The sequence below is a fragment of the Bradyrhizobium manausense genome, assembly GCF_018131105.1.
In the GTDB taxonomy this organism is placed as follows: domain Bacteria; phylum Pseudomonadota; class Alphaproteobacteria; order Rhizobiales; family Xanthobacteraceae; genus Bradyrhizobium; species Bradyrhizobium manausense_B.
On the sequence record NZ_JAFCJI010000013.1, the window covers coordinates 1 to 20,331 of the forward strand.

Below are 20,331 nucleotides of genomic sequence, written 5' to 3' on the forward strand. Positions count from 1 at the left end.
CGCCGGGTGCCGCTGAGCTCATCGCCGAGCTGCAAGCACTGGGCGCGGAGACGGTCGCGCTCGTGAGCTGCGACGTCAGTGACCGCGCCGCAATTGCCTCTGTCCTCAACACCCTCGCGCCGGAGCGCCCGCTGACCGGCGTGTTCCACCTGGCCGCGACGCTCGACGACGGCATCGTGCCGGCACTGACAGTGGAGCGGCTCGATCGCGTGCTGCAGCCCAAGCTCGACGGCGCCTGGCATCTGCACGAGCTGACGGCCGAGATGGATCTCGCGGCGTTCGTGCTGTTCTCCTCGGTGGCCGCCCTCGGCAGCCCGGGCCAGGCGAACTACGCCGCGGCAAACGTGTTCCTCGATGCGCTCGCGGCCGAGCGGCGGCATCGCGGCCTGGCCGGGCAGAGCCTGCTGTGGGGCCTGTGGGAGCAACGTGGCGTCGGCATGACCGCGCATCTCGGCCGGGCCGAGCTGATGCGGATGCGCCGCCAGGGCGTGCAGGCGCTCTCGCTCGAGCTCGGGCTCAATCTGCTCGACGCGGCACAATCACAGCCGGAAGCGATGCTGGTGCCGATCCATCTGGATGTCGGCGCGATGCAGCGCCAGTTCGGTGACGACGTGCCGGCGCTGTATCGCGGCCTGGTGCGCAGCGGATTGCGGAAGGCCTCAACGGCATCGAGCGGCGACACCAATGCCTTGCGGGTGCGGCTTGCCGCGCTCGGCGGCGAGAGCGAGCGGCTACAGGCGCTGGTGGAGCTGGCCCAGGAAGAGATCGCAGCCGTGCTGGCCTCATCAGGCACTGCTTCGGTGCCGGCGGACCAGCCGCTGAAGGAGCTTGGACTCGATTCGCTGATGGCGGTCGAGCTGCGCAACCGCCTCTCGGGGCGCATCAGCGCCAAGCTGCCGACCACCTTCGCCTTCGACTACCCGACTGCCCGCGCCATGGCGCGCCTCCTGCTGGAGAAGCTCGAGCTCGACAACGTCAAGTCAGATCTGTCGATCTGGGGGGATGAGCAAATCCGCCGGAAGCTACGGGACATTTCGATCGAGGCGCTCCGTAAATCGGGCCTTCTCGAGCGCCTCATGATGCAGCCGAACGATACGTCACGGCGTGCAAGCGACGATGAATTGTCCGCGCATATTGATGACGCGGAAACCGACTCTTTGCTGAGTATTGCGTCTGAATTGCTCTGAAAAAGTCATGCAGCAGATGAATCAAGAAGTTCAGGATCTCAAAAACGCACTTCGCCAGAGTCTGCACAAGATTCGGGATCTGAAGTCGTCTCTCGAAGCGGTGGAGAACGCCTCCTCCGAGCCGATCGCGATTGTCGGAATGAGCTGCCGCGGTCCCGGCGGCATGACGAGCCCTGAGAGCTACTGGTCGCTGCTGGAGCGCGGCGCTGACGGTGTTGGGCCGCTGCCGGGACGTTGGAGCCGCGATCTGCTGCGTCGCCTTGAAGCGGTGACGGGAGGGCTTACGCAGGAAGGCGGCTTCATTGACGAAGTCGCGGAGTTCGATGCGGGCTTCTTCGGCATCTCGCCGCGCGAAGCGATGGAGATGGATCCACAGCAGCGCCTGATCTTGGAGGCGGTGTGGGAGGCGCTGGAGCGCGCGGGGCTGAAGCCGGACGGGCTGAGCCAGAGCCGCACCGGTGTGTACCTCGGCTCGATGGGCAGCGATTACGGCACGCGCTCGCTCGAGGCGACGACGGTGTGGACGGCGACGGGCACGACGTCGAGCGTGCTCGCCGGCCGTGTCTCCTATGTGCTGGGCCTCGAAGGTCCTGCGATGACGGTCGATACGGCATGCTCGTCCTCGCTGTCGTCGCTGCATCTGGCTTGCACGGCGCTGCGGCGGGGCGAATGCGATCTGGCGCTGACGGGCGGCGTGACCGTGATGTCGACGCTCGCGACGCTGGTGGCGCTGGGACCCGACAACGGCATGGCGCCGGATGGGCGTTGCAAGAGCTTCTCTGATAGCGCGAACGGCGCGGGCTGGAGCGAAGGCTGCGGCGTGCTGGTGCTCAAGCGTAAGTCGGATGCGGAACGTGACGGCGACGAGATCTTGGCGTTGATCCGTGGCTCTGCGGTGAACCAGGACGGTCGCAGCCAGGGCCTGACGGCACCGAACGGTCCGAGCCAGCAGCGTGTGATCCGTGCGGCGCTCTCCGCCAGCGGCGTAACCCCCGACGAGATCGACGTGGTCGAGGCGCACGGCACCGGAACCAATCTCGGTGATCCCATCGAGGCGGGCGCGCTCGCTGCGGTATTCGGGCCGACGCGGCGTGAAGACCGTCCGCTGTGGCTGGGCTCGTCGAAGTCGAACCTTGGGCATACCCAGGCGGCGGCCGGTGTACTGGGCGTGATGAAGATGGTGCTGGCGCTCCGTCACGAGGTGTTGCCGAAGACGCTGCATGCCGATGAGCCGAGCCGGCAGATCGAGTGGGACGGCAGCGGGCTGTCGCTGCTGCAGCAGGCCCGCGCATGGCCGCGTGAGCCTTCGCATGTGCGTCGAGCCGGCGTGTCCTCATTCGGCATCAGCGGGACCAATGCGCATGTGGTGATCGAAGAGGCGCCGGCGCGCCTCACAACTCACGGCGTTGATACAAAAAACACAGACGATACGTCCTTGCTCCCGATCCCGTTGCTGGTATCCGGCCGCGACGAGGCCGCGCTGCGTGCGCAGGCAGGTCGTTACGGAGAATGGCTGTCGGAGCATCCGGACACCGACTTCCATTCCGTGATTGCGACGGCTGCATTGCATCGGACGCAATTTGCATCGCGTGCGGCAGTGTCGGTACGCGATGCAGCGGAGGCTGTCGAAGCGCTACGTGCGCTCGCCGAGGGTCGTCCGCATGCGGCAGTCTCGATCGGCGAAGCCAGAGGCGAGGCTGGCAAGCTGGCGTTCCTGTTCACGGGCCAGGGCGCGCAGCAGCTCGGCATGGGCCGGGCGCTGATGGAGACGTGCGCAGTATTCCGCGCGACGTTCGAGGAGGCCTGCGGCCATTTTGACGAACTGCTGGACCTGCCGCTTCGCTCGGTGATGTTTGCGGATGAAGGCTCCGAGGCCGCGGCCAAGCTGAACGAGACGGCCTACGCGCAGCCAGCTCTGTTCGCGGTCGAGGTCGCACTGTTCCGTCAGCTGGAGCAGTGGGGCATTGCGCCCGACATCCTGCTCGGCCACTCGATCGGCGAACTCAGTGCCGCGCATGTCGCGGGCGTGTGGTCGCTGAAGGATGCCTGCCGTGTGGTCGCGGCACGCGGACACCTGATGCAGGCGCAACCCGCCGGCGGCGCCATGGTGGCGATCGAGGCGGGCGAAGCCGAAGTGCTGCCGCTGCTTAACGATGGCGTCGAGATAGCCGGGCTGAACGGGCCGCGCTCGACGGTGGTCTCGGGCGATGAAGCCGCCGTGCTGGCGCTGGCGGAAGCGTTCAAGGCCAAGGGCCGCAGGACCAGCCGCCTGCAGGTCAGCCACGCCTTCCACTCGGCGCGCATGGAGCCGATGCTGGAGGCATTCGGCGAGGTGCTGTCACAGGTTACGTTCAGCACGCCGCGGCTGCCGATCGTGAGCAATTTGACGGGACGTCTCGCGACAAAGGACGAACTCTGCAGCGCCGAGTATTGGGTGCGCCAGGTGCGCCAGGCCGTGCGCTTCCTCGACGGCGTGCATGTGCTGGAGGCCGAAGGCGTCCGGACAAGCCTCGAGCTTGGTCCTGATGGCATCCTGACCGGGCTTGCCGCGGGCTGCCTGTCCGAGGGATCACCGATGCAGGTGATTGCTTCGCAACGCCGCGGGCGCGACGGCAGCGAGGCGTTGTTGTCGGCACTCGGTGCGCTGCATGTTCATGGCGCTCACATCGACTGGGCGAAGGCGCTCGGCGACAACGCGAAGGCCCCGATTGCAGCGCTGCCGACCTATGCGTTCCAGCGTCAGCGCTACTGGGTCGAGGCGGAGAAGCCGCATCAGGTTGAATCGAAGAATGGTGTTGATGCCCGTTTCTGGGAGGCGGTGCAGAGCGGCAGCATGGAGCGTGTCGGACAGCTCCTGCAGCTTCCGGAAGGCGGACAACGCGAGCATCTGTCGGCGCTCTTGCCGGCCCTGAACAATTGGTACGAGCACACTGAAGCGGCGGCCACGGTCGACGGCTGGTGCTACGAGGATCAATGGGAGAGGATAAGCCCCTCAACTTCGTCTGTGCCCATCGATGGTGTCTGCTGGCTGGTGAGTGGCCAGTGGCCCGACGTGGCTCATCTGGAGCGGCTGCAAGAGGCGCTTCGAGCACAAGGGGCAACCGTCGAGTGTCTCACAGTGAACGAAGCGACGGATCGCCTGCAAGCAGCCAGCGCAGACGCGCTCCTGCCGCGAGCGATCGTGTACCTGGCAGGCGAGTTGCCGCCAGCTAACCCTGTCGCGGAAGAAAAGCCCTGGCTGCGCGCGACCAGCGAAGTCGTGAAGCTCGCACAGGCCGTCAGCACGCGAAAGGATGCCTCGGCAACCCGCCTGTGGCTTTGCACGCCTCACGCTGTCAGGATCAGAGACGATGACGCGCCGACAGCATCCTACCTGCAGGCATTGTGGGGACTTGGCAGAACGCTGAGCCTGGAGCTGCCAATCGCCTTTGGCGGGCTGGCGGATCTGGGGCCTGCCGATGACGCCGCGCTGCGGCGGATCGCAACCACATTCCTGTCAGCCGAGACAACCGGCGAAGAGATCGCGCTGCGCGGCCAAGACCTCTGGACGCGAAAGCTGCACCATGCGCCGTCGCGAACCGGCTCGAAGCCCGGTGCAGGCAAATGGGACCCGCAAGGCACCATCCTCATCACCGGCGGCACGGGAGCGCTGGGATCGTTCCTGTCCCATTGGCTCGCGGACCGCGGGGCGCAGCATCTCATCTTGACGTCACGACGTGGCGAACGTGCGTCCGGCGCGGCGGATCTGGTGGCGGCACTCTCGGCCAAGGGATGTCGCGCGGAGGTGCGGGCGTGCGACGTCGGCGACAGCGCCGCGGTCGACACTCTGGTCCGCGAGCTGACATCAAGCGAAGCGGGCAGGCCCGCACTGCGTCATATTTTCCACCTGGCCGGCGACGTGGTGGATGTCCCGCTCAACGACTTGACACCTGAAGCGATCGCGAAGGAACAGGGCGGCAAACTCGGCGGCGCCTGGGCGCTGCATGACTCCGTGCAACGTTGCGGCAGCGAGCTCGCTTCCTTTGTGCTGTACGGATCGGCCGCAGGCTTCCTCGGCAATTACGGCCAGTCCGCCTATAGCGCGGCGAATGCCGGGCTCACGGGCTTGGTCCATCTGCGACGTTCCAAGGGCCTGCCGGCGACAATCGTGCATTGGGGCGCGTGGGCTGATGTCGGAATGGCCGTAGCTCCGAACGCCGAAGCTCAGCTTCGTCGCCGCGGCGGCTCCTTCATGAAGCCGGAGCTCTGTCTGCTCGGACTGGAGCGCGCACTGGATGAAGGTCGAGCCGAGCTGGCGATCTTCGATATCGACTGGGCCCGCACCAGGGAATTGGCAGGCCGCTCCAATCCGCTTCTGAGCGAACTCCCGGAGATGCAGGTCGCGCGGGCATCCGGCGCGGACAACACGAATGGTCATGCGCACACCCTACGGACCGAGCTGCAAAAGCTGACTGTGCGCGAGCGCCGCAGCCGCGTGCTGTCGCTGGTGCGCGATCTCGTTGCCGTCGTGCTGGGAATCAACGATCCCAGGACATTGGCATCCGAGGTCGGCTTCGCCGAACTGGGCCTGGACTCCCTGATGGCGGTGGAGGTCCGAAACCGGCTGGCAAAGCAGACCGGTCTTTCGGTGCCGGCGACACTTGCGTTCGATCATCCCAATTTGAAAGCGGTGAGCGAATGGGTGCTGGAGGCCCTGGAGCTGACGGACAGTTCGCAAAAGCCTGGGACGATGACGGCCGTGCGCCACGCCGAAGCGTCAGGGGCGCTTGCGGTCATCGGCGTCGGACTGCGTTTTCCGGGGGGGGCGGAAGATTTGTCCAGCTTCTGGCAGGTGCTATCGACGGGCGTCGATACGCTGGGACCGATTCCCGCCGAGCGCTTCGACCGTGCCACCTATTATGATCCGGACCCTGAGCATCGCGGCACCTCCTACGTCAAGGACGCATCGCTGCTGAAGGACGTGGCGGGATTTGACGCAGCCTTCTTCGGCATTTCGCCGCGCGAAGCCGCGCAGATCGATCCGCAGCACCGGTTGTTGCTGGAGGTGACGTGGTCGGCGCTCGAGGATGCCGGCATCGTGCCGAAATCCCTGGCGGAATCGACGACCGGTTTGTTCATCGGCATTGGCCCGAATGAATACCAGACCCGGGGTTTCAACCTGGAGGAGGCCGACGCCTATGCCGCGACGGGCGGAGGGGCGGCATTCTCGGCCGGGCGGCTGGCTTACCATCTGGGTGTGCAAGGTCCGGTCATGGCTGTCGATACGGCATGCTCGTCGTCGCTGGTCGCGCTTCATCTCGCCTCGGAACATCTGCGATCGGGACGGTGCGATCTGGCGATCGTCGGCGGTGTGCAGGTGGCGTCGAGCCCGGAAGCGTTTGTGGTGTTGTCGCAGACGCGTGCGCTGGCGTCCGACGGTCGAAGCAAGACGTTTTCCGATTCTGCCGACGGATATGGCCGTGGCGAAGGTGCCGCTGTCCTGGCGCTGATGCGTCTGGAGGATGCGCAGGCGCAAGGCAAGCAGATCATCGGCGTGGTGCGCGGCACCGCGGTCAACCACGACGGTGCGAGCTCCGGCCTCACCGTGCCGAACGGAACGGCGCAACAGAAGACACTGCGCGCCGCACTGGCCGATGCGCATCTCGATGCGGCCGACATCGATGTCGTCGAATGTCACGGCACCGGAACGTCGCTCGGCGACCCCATCGAAGTCCAGGCATTAGACGCGGTGTATGGCCGGGCGCGGCCCGACGATCTCGGACCGCTGAAGCTTGGCGCCGTGAAAACCAACGTGGGGCATCTGGAGGCCGCAGCGGGCCTGGTCGGCGTGATCAAGATGCTGGCGAGCTTCGAGTCGGAAGCATTGCCGCCCACGCTGCATTGCCGACCGCTCAATCCGCACCTGGATTGGGAGCGGCTGAAGGTCGAAGTGGTGGATCAACTGACGGCCTGGCCTCGTGATGCGGCACGGCCGCGGCGAGCCGGCGTCAGCGCATTCGGACTGAGCGGGACGAATGCGCATGTCGTGCTGGAAGAAGCGCCAGCGCAGCCTGTCAGCGATGATGCGCGGAGCGCCGGGACCGGCGATGCGTCCTCGCTCATGATCCCGCTGCTGGTGTCGGGCCGTGACGAAGCGGCACTTCGCGCGCAGGCCTCTCGTTACGGTGATTGGCTGTCGCAGCATCCGCAAGCGGATTGGCGCTCGGTGATTGCGACGGCGGCATTGCACCGGACGCAGTTCGCCTCGCGGGCCGCCGTGTCGGTGCGCGATGCGGCGGAGGCCGTGGAGGCGCTTCATGCGCTGGCCGAGGGGCGCCCGCATGCGGCGGTGGCGATCGGCGAGGCGAGGGGCGAGCAAGGCAAGCTGGCGTTCTTGTTCACGGGCCAGGGCGCGCAGCAGATCGGCATGGGGCGCGCGCTGATGGAGACATGCGCGACCTTCCGCGCCACGTTCGACGAAGCCTGCGATTATTTTGGCGAGCTTTTGGATCTGCCGCTCCGCAGCGTGATGTTTGCGGACGGAGGCTCGGAGGCCGCGTCGAAGCTGAACGAAACTGCCTATGCGCAGCCGGCCTTGTTTGCGGTCGAGGTCGCGCTGTTCCGTCAGTTGGAGCAGTGGGGCGTTGAGCCCGACATCCTGCTCGGTCACTCGATTGGTGAACTCAGTGCCGCGCATGTTGCAGGCGTTTGGTCGCTGAAGGACGCCTGCCGCGTGGTCGCGGCACGCGGCCAGTTGATGCAGGCGCAGCCATCCGGCGGCGCCATGGTGGCAATCGAAGCCGGCGAGGCAGAGGTGCTGCCGCTGCTCGCAGCCGGCGTCGAGATCGCCGGGCTGAACGGGCCGCGCTCGACGGTGATCTCCGGCGATGAAGTCGCGGTGCTGGCACTGGCAGAGCAGTTCAGGAGCAAGGGCCATAGGACGAGCCGTCTCCAGGTGAGCCACGCCTTCCACTCGGCGCGCATGGAGCCGATGCTGGAGGCATTTGGCAAGGTTCTGTCGCAGGTCACCTTCGGCACGCCGCGCCTGCCGATCGTGAGCAACGTGACGGGACGTCTGGCGACGAAGGATGAGCTCTGCAGCGCGGATTACTGGGTGCGGCAGGTGCGCAGCCCGGTGCGGTTCCTCGACGGCGTGCATGTCCTCGAAGCCGAAGGCGTGCGGGCCAGCCTCGAGCTTGGTCCGGACGGCATATTGACCGGGCTTGCGGCGGGTTGCCTGTCGGAGGGCACGCCGATGCAGGTGATTGCTTCGCAGCGTCGCGGTCGTGACGGGAGCGAGGCGCTGCTGGCCGCGCTCGGCGCGCTGCACGTGAACGGCGTTGGTATCGACTGGTCGAAGGCTCTTGGCGGCAGCGCGGCGACGCCGGTCGCATCGCTGCCGACCTATGCATTCCAGCGTCAGCGTTACTGGCTCGAGGCGACGAAGCCGAGCGGGGACGCTGCGACGATGGGCCTGTCGAAGGCCGCGCATCCGCTGCTGGGAGCTGCGACGCCACTGGCGGAGAGCGATGGGTTCCTGCTGACGGGACGGCTGTCGCTGTCGGAAGCGGGCTGGCTCGGTGACCATAAGGTGTTCGGCACGGTGCTGCTGCCCGGGACGGGGCTGCTGGAGCTCGGCTTTGCGGCCGCGCGTGCGGTCGGACTGAGCAGCGTGTCGCAGCTGACGCTGCTGTCGCCGCTGGTGCTGCCGACGGAAGGTGGCGTCCGGCTTCAGGTCCAAGTCGACGGGCTGGAGGCAGGTGCGGCCGGAGGTCGTGCACTCAGCATCTACAGCCGTGCGGAAGATGCGCCGGAGGGCGGCTCGTGGACGCTGCATGCGCAGGGCGTGCTGGGCGAGGCTGCGCCGCAAGAAGCAGCAGCGGACAGCGAGCTCGAAGTCTGGCCACCCGTCGATGGCGAGCCGATCGACCTGAGCGGTCATTACGCGCGGCTTGCGGAACGTGGCTATGGTTACGGCCCGCTGTTCCAGGGTCTGGTCGAGGCATGGCGTGTGGGCGATACCGTATTTGGCCGCGCGGTGCTTGCGGAAGCATCGCGGCCATCGGCGGACGGTTACGGGCTGCACCCGGCCTTGCTGGACAGTGCGCTGCATGTGCTGACCCTTGCGCAGGTGAAGGGCCTCGACGACGGGTCGGTGCTGCTGCCGTTCGAATGGTCGGACGTTTCCTTGGCCGCGACCGGAGCGTGTGAGTTGCGGGTCCGCGCGTCGGTGGAGCGCAGCGGCGAAGGCGAAGCCCTGGCAGTCCTGCAACTGACCGATAGTGATGGGCGTGCGGTGGTGCGCCTTGGCGGTCTGCGCTTGAGGGAGGCGAGCGACGTGCAGATCCGCGAGGCTTCGCGCTCCGAGACGCAGCATCTGTACCGTTTGGAGTGGCGCCCGGTCGCCTTGAGCGAGGGCGAATCTGACGCGCTGATCGTCGGAGGCGACGGCAAGCTGGCCACGGCTCTGGGTCTTGATCATGTCGAGAGCATTGCCACTGTTGTCACGCGCCTCGATGAGGGCGGAGCGATCCCGTCGAACATCGTGTTCGACCATCTGTCGGAACCGGCTGGCAGCGTGCTTGCGGCGACGCATGCGACAGCAGAGCGTGGTCTTGCCGAACTGCAAGCGATCCTTGGCGAAGCGCGGCTGAACGAGACCGATGTAACGTGGCTGACGCGGAGTGCGGTGGCGACGGGTCCCGATGAAGGCGCAAGCGGACTCTCGGGCGCGCCGCTGTGGGGTCTGGTGCGGAGCGCACGGGCGGAGCATCCGGATCGCCGGCTGCAGCTCATTGACGTCGATGCGGTCCTTGCAGACGCATCGCTACTGTCGAAGCTGACGTCGACGACATCGGAGCCTGACCTGGCGTTGCGGCGCGATGCGGTGCTTGCCCCACGGCTGATGCGGGCCGGAGCCGGGGCAACCGAACCTTGTCCTCTTGATGCCGGCGGCACGGTATTGATCACCGGCGGCGCGGGCGAGCTCGGCAGTGAAGTGGCGCGGCATCTGGTTGCCAGGCACGGTGTGCGTCATCTGCTGCTGACGTCGCGTCGCGGCATGGCGACGCCCGGCGCGTCCGAACTGCTGGCCGAGTTGCAGGGGCTGGGCGCGCAGACCGTTGAGCTCGTGAGTTGCGACGTCTCGGATCGTGATGCGGTTGACGCGATGTTGCGCGCCATCGCGCCGGGCCGTCCGCTGACGGGCGTGTTCCATCTTGCAGCTACGCTGGACGACGGCGTGGTACCGGCGCTGACAGTGGAGCGACTGGAGCGTGTGCTGCAGCCGAAGCTCGATGGTGCCTGGCACCTGCATGAGCTGACCGCGGACAAGGACCTCGCCGCCTTCGTGCTGTTCTCCTCGGTGGCAGCCCTCGGTAGTCCGGGCCAGGCGAGCTACGCCGCGGCGAACGTCTTCCTTGATGTACTCGCGGCGGAGCGACGACATCGCGGTCTTGCCGGGCAGAGCCTGCTGTGGGGCCTGTGGGAGCAGCGCGGCGTCGGCATGACGGCGCATCTCGGTCATGCCGAGCTGATGCGCATGCGGCGACAAGGCGTGCAGGCGCTGTCGCTGCAGCTCGGGCTTTCGCTTCTCGACGCAGCGCGGATGCTTCCCGAGGCGGCAGTGATCCCGATCCATCTGGATCTTGTTACGGTCCAGCGCCAGTTCGCGGAGGATGTGCCGGCGCTGTATCGCGGCCTGGTGCGCAGCGGGTTGCGGCGTGCCGCGACGTCCAGCGGCGACACCAACGCATTGCGCGTTCGCCTCGCGGCGCTTGCAAGCGACGCGGAGCGGCAGCAGGCGCTCGTGGAATTGGCACAGGAAGAGATTGCCGCGGTGCTGGCGTTGCCGGGTCCCGCATCAGTGCCTGCGGATCAGCCGCTCAAGGATCTTGGTCTGGACTCGCTGATGGCGGCGGAACTTCGCAATCGCCTGTCGAAGCGGGTCGGGACCAAGCTGCCGGCGACGCTGGCGTTCGATTATCCGTCCGTGCGGGCGATGACACGGCTGCTGCTCGAGAAGCTGGAGCTCGGTCAGTCCATTGTTCGACAGGAAAAGCGGCGGACGATCGCCGCATCGGCGTCGGAGCCGATCGCGATCGTGGGGATGAGCTGCCGCACGCCCGGCGGTCCGGCGAGCCCCGAGAGCTACTGGTCGCTGCTGGAGCGCGGTGGCGACGGCGTAGGCCCGCTGCCGGGTCGCTGGAGCCGAGACCTGTTGCGTCGTTTGGAAGTGGTGACGGGATGGCTGACGCAGGAAGGCGGCTTTGTCAGCGCAGTGGAGGATTTTGACGCCGGCTTCTTCGGCATCTCGCCCCGCGAGGCGGTGGAGATGGATCCGCAGCAGCGCTTGACGCTGGAAGCGGTGTGGGAGGCGCTGGAGCGGGCCGGCCTGCAGCCGGAAGGGCTCAGAGAGAGCCGGACCGGCGTGTATCTGGGCTCGATGGGCAGCGACTACGGCATGCACCGCTCGCTCGAAGACACGACGATGTGGACGACGACAGGCAAGCTGTCGAGTGTTGTGGCGGGCCGTGTCTCCTACGTGCTGGGCCTCGAAGGCCCCGCGATGACGATTGATACGGCGTGCTCGTCGTCATTGTCCGCGCTGCATCTGGCCTGCACGGCGCTGCGGCAGGGCGAGTGCGACCTCGCGCTGGCGGGCGGTGTGCACGTGATGTGCACCCCAATCGCCTTGGTCAGCATGGGCGCGGGTGCCGTCGCGCCCGACGGTCGCAGCAAGAGTTTTGCTGACGGCGCTGATGGCGCGGGCTGGAGCGAAGGCTGCGGCGTGCTGGTGCTCAAGCGCCAGTCGGACGCGGAGCGCGACGGCGACGAGATTTTGGCGCTGATCCGCGGTTCTGCCGTGAACCAGGACGGCCGCAGCCAGGGGCTGACGGCGCCGAACGGTCCGAGCCAGCAGCGCGTCATCCGCGCGGCGCTCTCCGCCAGCGGCGTCAGCCCCGACGAGATCGACGTGGTCGAAGCGCACGGCACCGGAACCAGCCTCGGCGATCCCATCGAGGCGGGTGCGCTCGCCGCAGTGTTTGGTCCGACGCGTCGCGAAGACCGCCCGCTGTGGCTGGGCTCGTCGAAGTCGAATCTCGGCCATACCCAGGCAGCCGCCGGTGTTCTCGGCGTGATGAAGATGGTGCTGGCGCTCCGGCATGAGGTGTTGCCGAAGACGCTGCATGCGGAGCATCCGAGCAGCCAGATCGAGTGGGAGGGCAGCGGACTGTCGCTGCTGCAGCAGGCGCGCGCGTGGCCGCGCGATGCCGCGCATGTCCGTCGTGCCGGTGTGTCCTCGTTCGGTATCAGCGGGACCAACGCGCACGTGGTCATCGAGGAAGCGCCGGCGCGTTCGAAGGCTGTCAGCGCGGCTGCGGTTGGTGAATCATCGCAAGCGTCGATCCCGTTGCTCGTGTCCGGCCGTGATGAGGCCGCGCTTCGCGCGCAGGCGGGTCGGTACGGCGAATGGCTGTCGCAACATCCGGACGCCGACTTCCATTCCGTGGTCGCGACGGCGGCGGTGCACCGGACGCAGTTTGGATCGCGGGCGTCAGTGTCGGTGCGCGATGCGTCGGAAGCCGTGGAAGCGCTGACAGCGCTGGCCGAAGGCCGTTCCCATGCATCAGTGTCGGTTGCCGAGGCGCACGATCGCGGTCGCGTCGTGTTCGTGTTCCCAGGACAGGGCAGCCAGTGGCCATCGATGGGTCGGGCCCTGCTGGCGGAATCGGCTGTATTTGCGCAGACGATCGCTGCCTGCGAGACGGTGCTGTCGAAGTACACGGATTGGTCGCTGACTTCGGTGCTCCGCGGCGATGAGAACATTGAAGCCGCACTGCTGGAACGGGTGGACGTGATCCAGCCGGCGTTGTTTGCAATGAACATCGGACTTGCAGCTGTGTGGCGCAGCCTCGGCGTGGTGCCGTCGGCGGTGGTCGGCCACAGTCAGGGCGAGATTGCAGCCGCCGTGGTGGCCGGCATCCTCTCGCTCGACGACGGCGCACGCGTCGTGGCGCTGCGCAGCCAGCTGTTGCGCCGGCTGACCGGGCATGGCGCCATGGCGGTGACGGAGCTTGCGGCCTCGGTCGTGGAAGAGCGGCTGAAGTCAGCAGTGTGGTCCGGACTGTCGGTGGCGGTGGTGAACACGCCAGGCTCGACGGTTGTCTCCGGCCCGACCGAAGTGGTCGAGCATTGGGTCAGCGACCTCGGCAAGGAAGGCATCTTCTGCCGCCAGGTCAACGTCGACTACGCGTCGCACAGCGCAGAGATGGACCCGATCCTGCCGGAGCTGGAAGGCTTGCTGTCGGACCTCGCGCCGCAGCCAGGCCAGGTTGCGATGATCTCGACGGTGACGGGAACGCGCTGCGAAGGATCGTCGCTGAATGGTGCCTATTGGTGCCGGAACCTGCGTCAGACGGTGCGGCTGGATCTGGCGCTGGCCGAGCTGATCGGGAACGGACACGGCGTCTTTGTTGAGGCGAGCGCGCATCCGGTGCTGGCAATGCCGTTGTCGGCCGCGAGCGGCGAGCACGGTGTTGTCGTGGGATCGCTCCGTCGCGATGGCGGCGGAATGTCCGAACTTCTGCGTAATCTTGGCGCGCTGCATGTTCATGGTGTCGCGGTCGACTGGTCGAAGGCGCTTGGCTCGCACACAAAGGCACCCGTTGCGTCCCTGCCAACCTACGCATTCCAGCGCCAGCGTTACTGGCTCGAGGCCGAGAAGCAAAGCGCGGACGCTTCGACGATGGGCCTGTCGGAGGCGTCGCATCCGCTGCTGGGCGCGGCGACGCCGCTGGCGGAGAGCGACGGCTTCCTGCTGACGGGCCGGCTGTCGGAGGCGGGCTGGCTCGGCGACCACGCGGTGTTCGGCACGGTCCTGTTGCCGGGGACGGGGCTCCTGGAGCTCGGCTTTGCGGCGGCACGTGCGGTTGGATTGAGCAGTGTATCGCAACTGACGCTGCTGTCGCCGCTGGTGCTGCCGGCGGAAGGCGGAGTGCGTCTGCAGGTTCAGGTCGACGCGGTCGAGACCGGTGGTGGTCGCGCCCTCAGCATCTACAGCCGCGCGGAAGATGCCCCGGAGGGTGCGTCGTGGACGCTGCATGCGCAGGGCACGCTGGGCGAGGCTGCGGATCAAGAAGCCGCGACGGATAGTGGACTCGAAGTCTGGCCACCGGTCGGTGGCGAGTCGATCGACCTCGGCGGTCACTATGCGCGGTTACAAGCGCACGGCTATGGCTACGGGCCATTGTTCCAGGGCCTGGTCGAGGCGTGGCGCGTGGGCGATGCCGTGGTTGGTCGTGCCGTCCTTGCGGAAGCGTTGGGATCGTCGGCCGATGCTTACGGTCTGCACCCGGCGCTGCTGGACAGCGCGCTGCACGTGTTGACCCTTGCGCAGGTTAAAGGCCTCGAAGATGGGTCGATATTGCTGCCGTTCGAATGGTCCGAGGTGTCGCTGGCCGCTCAGGGCGCACGAGAGCTGCGCGTTCGCGCCTCCGTGGAGCGCAGCGGCGAAGGCGAGGCGCTGGCGCATCTGCAGCTTGCGGATGGGCAGGGCCGTGTGGTCGCGCATGTCGGCGGACTCAAGCTGAAGGAAGCGAGCGAAGCGCAGATCCGCGATGCCGCACGCAGCGAGGCGCAGCATCTGTACCGGCTGGATTGGCGCGCGGTGATGTTGAGCGAAGCTGCCTCCGATGCAGCAACGCTCATCATCGGCGGCGACGGCAAGCAGGCGGCGGCGCTGAGACTTGATCATGTTGCTGACGTGTCGGCTCTCGTGGCGCGGCTCGATGCAGGCGGCGAGATCCCCGCTCAGATCGTGTTCGACCATCTGTCCGAGACAGGCGACGGCATTCTCGCAGCAACGCATGCAACGGCGGTGCGTGGCCTTGCTGAGCTGCAAGGCCTCCTTGGTGAGGCACGTCTGAACGAGACCGATGTAACCTGGTTGACGCGCGGCGCGGTCGCGACGGGTTCGTATGAGGGCGCAAGTGGATTGTCGGTTGCGCCGCTGTGGGGCCTGGTGCGAAGCGCGCGGGCGGAGCATCCCGATCGCCGGCTGCAGCTCATCGATGTCGACACGGCCCTTGCGGATGCATCGTTGCTGTCGAAGCTGACGTCGACGACCTCCGAGCCCGAGCTGGCGCTGCGGCACAATGCGGTGCTGGCGCCGCGGCTGATGCGCGCCGGAGCGGGCGCGGGCGAGCCGCGTCGTCTCGATGCGAACGGAACGGTGTTGATCACGGGTGGCGCCGGCGAACTCGGCAGCGAAGTTGCGCGGCATCTGGTTGCCAGGCACGGCGTGCGTCATCTGCTGTTGACGTCGCGTCGCGGCATGGCGACGCCTGGCGCGAGTGAGCTGGTTTCGGAGCTGCAGGCGCTGGGTGCGCAGACCGTTGATGTCGTGAGTTGCGACGTCTCGAATCGTGATGCGGTTGACGCGGTCTTGAACGGCATCGCATCGGATCGTCCATTGACGGGTGTGTTCCACCTTGCGGCGATGCTGGACGACGGGATCGTGCCGGCGCTGACAGTGGAGCGGCTTGAGCGTGTGCTGCGGCCGAAACTCGATGGTGCCTGGCACCTGCACGAGTTGACCGCGGATAGAGATCTCGCCGCGTTCGTGCTGTTCTCGTCGGCGGGTGGGCTTGGCAGTCCGGGCCAGGCGAACTATGCGGCGGCGAACGTGTTCCTTGATGCGCTCGCGGCGGAGCGTCGGCATCGCGGCCTGGCCGGACAGAGCCTGCTGTGGGGCCTGTGGGAGCAGCGCGGCGTCGGGATGACGGCGCATCTCGGTCGGGCCGAGCTGATGCGGATGCGTCGGCAGGGCGTGCAGGCACTGTCGCTGGAGCTCGGGCTTGAGTTGCTGGATGCGGCGCAGTCGCTGCCCGATGCAGCGGTGGTCCCGATCCATCTGGATGTGAGCGCGATGCAACGTCAGTTCGGTGAGGACGTGCCGCCACTGTACCGTGGCCTGGTGCGCACTGGCTTGCGACGCGCATCAGCCGCTGGAAGCGGCGATACCAACGCCTTGCGCGTTCGGCTGACCGCGCTTGGCAGCGATGCGGAGCGGTTGCAGGCACTGGTGGGGCTGGCACAGCAGGAGATTGCCGTGGTGCTGGCCTTGCCCGGGGCCTCGTCGGTGCCTCCTGATGAATCGCTCAAGGATCTCGGTCTGGATTCGCTGATGGCGGTTGCACTCCGCAATCGGCTGTCGGGCCAGATCGGCGCGAAGCTGCCGACCACGCTGGCGTTCGATCATCCGTCCGCGCGGGCGATCGCGAAGCTGCTGCTGGAGAAATTCTCGCAAGGAGAACGCGCATCGCAGAAGCAAGGCGGAAAAGCCAAGGCCCGATCGAAGCTCGAAGGGCTGACATCACTCGCGGCATTGCTCGAAAGCGCAGACCCCGAATTCCTGCGCCAGCTCGACCTGGAACGGCGGCTGTCGGGCTTGATGGAGATGAACGCCCTGCTCGAGAAGGGACATTCGTCCTGCATCGTTCCGATCCGCCCAGGATTTGGTGATCGGGTGATGATCTATATCCCGGGCCTCGGTCACGGCTCGACCCGCGAGAACACGCCCCAGGCCGTCAAGGATCTGGCTGGCGACTATCCAATCGCGGGTCTCAATCCGTATCCGCTGGCGGAGCAAGGACTGTTGAATGGCACTGTCGAGGACCTGGCCTTGAACTATGTGCCGCACGTGGAGTCCTGGATCGGTCGTCGCTCCGTGTTCTTCGTGGGCGGCTCGTTCGGCGGTGTCGTCGCCATTGCCGTGGCGGCTGAACTGGAACGTCGCGGTCATCACGTGGCAGGTGTTGCCTTGCTCGACACGCAGGCGCCGCCTGACCTCTCCTCCGTGCCGACATCGATGATGCAGGTCGTCGACGGAATCGGCTGGGCCCACCTGATGCGAACGTATGGCCTTGACGATGACGATTCCGACAGGCTCGCCGAACTCACCGGGGCGCCATCAACCGAGGCCCTGCGCGATATGATCTCCGACAACGTCAAGGGTCAGATCGGCTACGCCTTGCCTGATGTGACCGCGCCGATCTACATGCTCCATGCGAGGGATCATGATCCCGGGCTTCGGAGCCTCGAAGACCATCTGGTCCCGGATCTGGGCTGGAGCCGGTTTGGGCTCGAGATGACCTCCATCATCATGGTGGGCGGCACCCATAGCTCGATGTATGCCCACCCGGACATGCCTGGTCACATCGATGCGCTGTTCGACAAGGGAACCATGACAGCGATGAGCGAGGTCGCCGAGTAACCCATTGATTCCACAGCCCCGGTCTACTGTGCATGGGGTTGTTTTCGAGCTTTTTGGCGGGGGACTAGCCGCTCGCCCGTGCCGCCGTCGCGTCGACGGCGTTCTCCTCGCCCTCACGCCAGCTCAGGATCTCCATGGCCAGCACCGGGTGATTGAACCCCTTGAGCTGGAGATCGTCGAGCGCACGGGCTTCGACGGAGTGTTCGACGATGCCGTAGACGCGGCGGCTGACCACGATCTGGTCGGCCTTGGCTTCGCTGCACAGACGGGAGGCGAGGTTGGTGACGCTGCCGATTGCGGCATATTCCAGCCGCTGCTCGAAGCCGACCTGGCCGAGCGTGGCATAGCCGAGCGCGATGCCGATGCCGAAGCCGAGGCTGTGTCCGCGGTTGCGCCAACGCTCGGTCAGCGGGCCGATCGTGTCGCGCATCTCCACGGCCATCTTCACGGCGCGCTGGGTGTGGTCCTCGAACTGGATCGGCGCGTTGAACAGGATCATCACGCCGTCTCCGGCATATTTGTCCAGCGTGCCTTCGTATTTGAAGATCAGCTTGCCGAGCGCGGCGTGATACTCCCGCAGCACGTTCATCGCCTCTTCCGGCTCGGTCGCCTCCGTGAAGGCGGTGAAGCCGCGCAGATCGCAGAACACCACGGTCACTTCGCGGCGCTGGCTGGTGAGCAGTCCCTCCGGGCTGTCGGACGATGCGATCAGCTGCGCCACCTGCGGCGCCAGGAAGCGCTCGAGCTTGCGGATGCGCTCGATCTCGCCAAGCTGGGTCTCGACGCGTTCCTCCAGCGACTTGTTCCAGTCCTTCAGCTGCTCGGTCTGCTGCGTGAGCTTGTCGGCCTGGGCGCGTACGGTCTCGTTCGCCGTTTCCAGCGCGTGGCTCTTGTGATCGACCTCGGTGAACAGACGCGCATTGCGCATCGCCAGCACCGCCTGGTTGGCGAAGGTGCGCATCAAGCCGGTGAGGCTGCCTTCGAACGCGCCGCTGGAGCGGCGCAGCACCACCAGCGCGCCGAGCGTGCCCTGCTGGTCGACCAGGGGCACGACCAGCACCGAATGGAAGCCGGCGTTGATCGCGACGTCGCGCAGCGGCCGCTCGGCGGCATGGTCGAGGTCGGGCACCGCGATCGGCTCGCCGGTCCTTGCGGCATAGCTCAGGACGGTCTCAGTCTCGTCGATCGAGAGATGCGCACCGTCAGCCGATTTGTCGATGCCGCCCGCCTCGATCATGTTGAAGCGCCGTGTCTCCGCGTCATAGTCGTAGATCAGCACTGCATCGGCGTGGCTGATCTCCAGCGCGCGGGCGGCGATCGTCGGCAGCACGGCGTTGAGGTCGAGCGAGGCCGCCACAGCGCGGCCGACCTCTTCCAGCACCTTCAGCTCGTTGTTCGACTGGGCGAGATCGCGGGTGCGCTCTTCGACCTTGGTCTCGAGATCCGTATAGGTCTCCTGAAGCTGGCCGGCCATGCGGTTGAACTGGCCCGCGAGCTCCTCCAGCTCGTCGGAGGTGTGCACGTCGATGCGGTGGCTGAAGTCGCCTTCGCCGAGCTTGTGCGCGCCGTTGCGCAGCGCCGTGATCGGGATGATCATGCGGCGCGCGAGCAGCGTGCCGGCGAGGATCGCCACCATCAGGCCGACGCCGATCAGAAGCGCGATGCGCACGAGCTGGTCGCGGATCGGCGTCAAGGCCTGCGCGGTCGGCTGCTCGAACAGCACGCTCCAGCCGAGCTTCGGCACCGTGCTCGCGGCGGTCAAAACCGAATGGCCATTGAAGTCCGTGCCGAACGTGTCGGGCTCGCGGCCGGGCGCGATGGCAGCCGCGACCTGCGGCAGCTTTGACAGATCCTTGCCGACATCGGGACCCTTCGACGAGGCCGCCAGCACGCGTCCGCGTGCATCGACCACATAGCCAAACGCGGCCTTGCCGAGCTGGGAATCGGACAGGAAGTCGGAGAGGAAGCTGAGATCGATCTCGGCGACCGTGACGCCGGCGTTGAAGCCGGAATGCGCTACCGAGATCGACATGTATGGCGTCTGGTCGGTGAACCAGGCCGGTGCATAGCTGACGCCGCGCGCGACCGCGTCGGTGAAGCGGATGTCGCGCGCAAGGTCGGCATTGCTGCCTGTCGTGGTGGACTGGCGCGAGACGCGCAGCACCTCACGGCCGTCGCCGTTGAGCTGGAACAACTGGGAGACGACCGCGACCTGTTGCAAGAGCTGGGTGTAATCGGCGCGACGCTTCTCCAGCGTGTCGCGGCTGGCCGTCGTCACCCAGCTGATCTGGCGCTCCAGTTCGGAGATGGATTGCTCCATGCGCCGGGAGACGGCCTGCGCCTTGTCCTCGAGCCCGTCGGTCAGTGTCGTCGTGGTGGCGCGATAGGAAATCCAGGTCTCCATCGCGCCGTTGACGGCAAGCACGAACACGACGAGGCCGACGAGGGAGACGACATATTTGGCGAACAGGCCCTCGCGCAGAAACCGGATCTTGCCTTTTTCTCCCGCCATCCAGATCCTCTCGCACCGCAACCAAAACTGGCGCTATGGGCCGCACGGGCCCTTAGCCCTTCTACCACAATTTGGGCTCTTGGACCGGCAGGGGGCCGGTGTGGTTACCCACCGGGTGAGCCGGGACGGGCTGGCGGGATACCCAAATTCGCAGGCGTCTTCCTCATCCGTTCGGATGAAGAAGCGGACAGGACGTGGGTGTAAATACCGCGTCGGAGTCCGAAGCGTTGGTGCCGAACCTACCGATTGAAGAGCTGCCGCATCACGTCGTTCATCGGCTGGCTGTCCTGCTGGGCGACTGGCGGATTTTGGAGCGATTGATCCTGCGGCGGCTGGCTTTGGGCGGGCGTGGTCGAGGTGCCCGGCAGGCCGCGGCT

3 protein-coding genes are annotated in these 20,331 nt (G+C 66.6%); 2 read left to right on the forward strand and 1 reads right to left on the reverse strand.

Annotated features, from left to right (window positions below):
• Both JQ631_RS31985 and JQ631_RS31990 read left to right on the forward strand, forming a co-directional pair.
• On the forward strand, window positions 1-1,187 hold a 1,187-nt coding region (locus JQ631_RS31985; RefSeq protein ID WP_212334046.1), incomplete at its 5' end, for a type I polyketide synthase.
• A gap of 7 nt (window positions 1,188-1,194) precedes the next feature.
• Window positions 1,195-17,442 carry a type I polyketide synthase gene (locus JQ631_RS31990; RefSeq protein ID WP_212334050.1) on the forward strand — a complete coding sequence of 5,416 codons (16,248 nt, stop codon included), beginning with the start codon at window positions 1,195-1,197 and terminating at the stop codon, window positions 17,440-17,442.
• 64 nt (window positions 17,443-17,506) lie between these two features.
• Here the strand turns inward: JQ631_RS31990 and JQ631_RS31995 are convergent, their stop codons facing one another.
• Entirely contained in the window at window positions 17,507-19,954 is a 2,448-nt protein-coding gene (locus JQ631_RS31995) for an adenylate/guanylate cyclase domain-containing protein (protein WP_212334053.1), read from the reverse strand.
• Window positions 19,955-20,331 lie beyond the last annotated feature (377 nt).

Coding starts and splice junctions, on each gene's coding strand:
- JQ631_RS31995 (WP_212334053.1), bottom strand. CDS start 19,954: ATGGCGGGAGAAAAAGGCAAGATCCGGTTTCTGCGCGAGGGCCTGTTC.
- JQ631_RS31990 (WP_212334050.1), top strand. CDS start 1,195: ATGCAGCAGATGAATCAAGAAGTTCAGGATCTCAAAAACGCACTTCGC.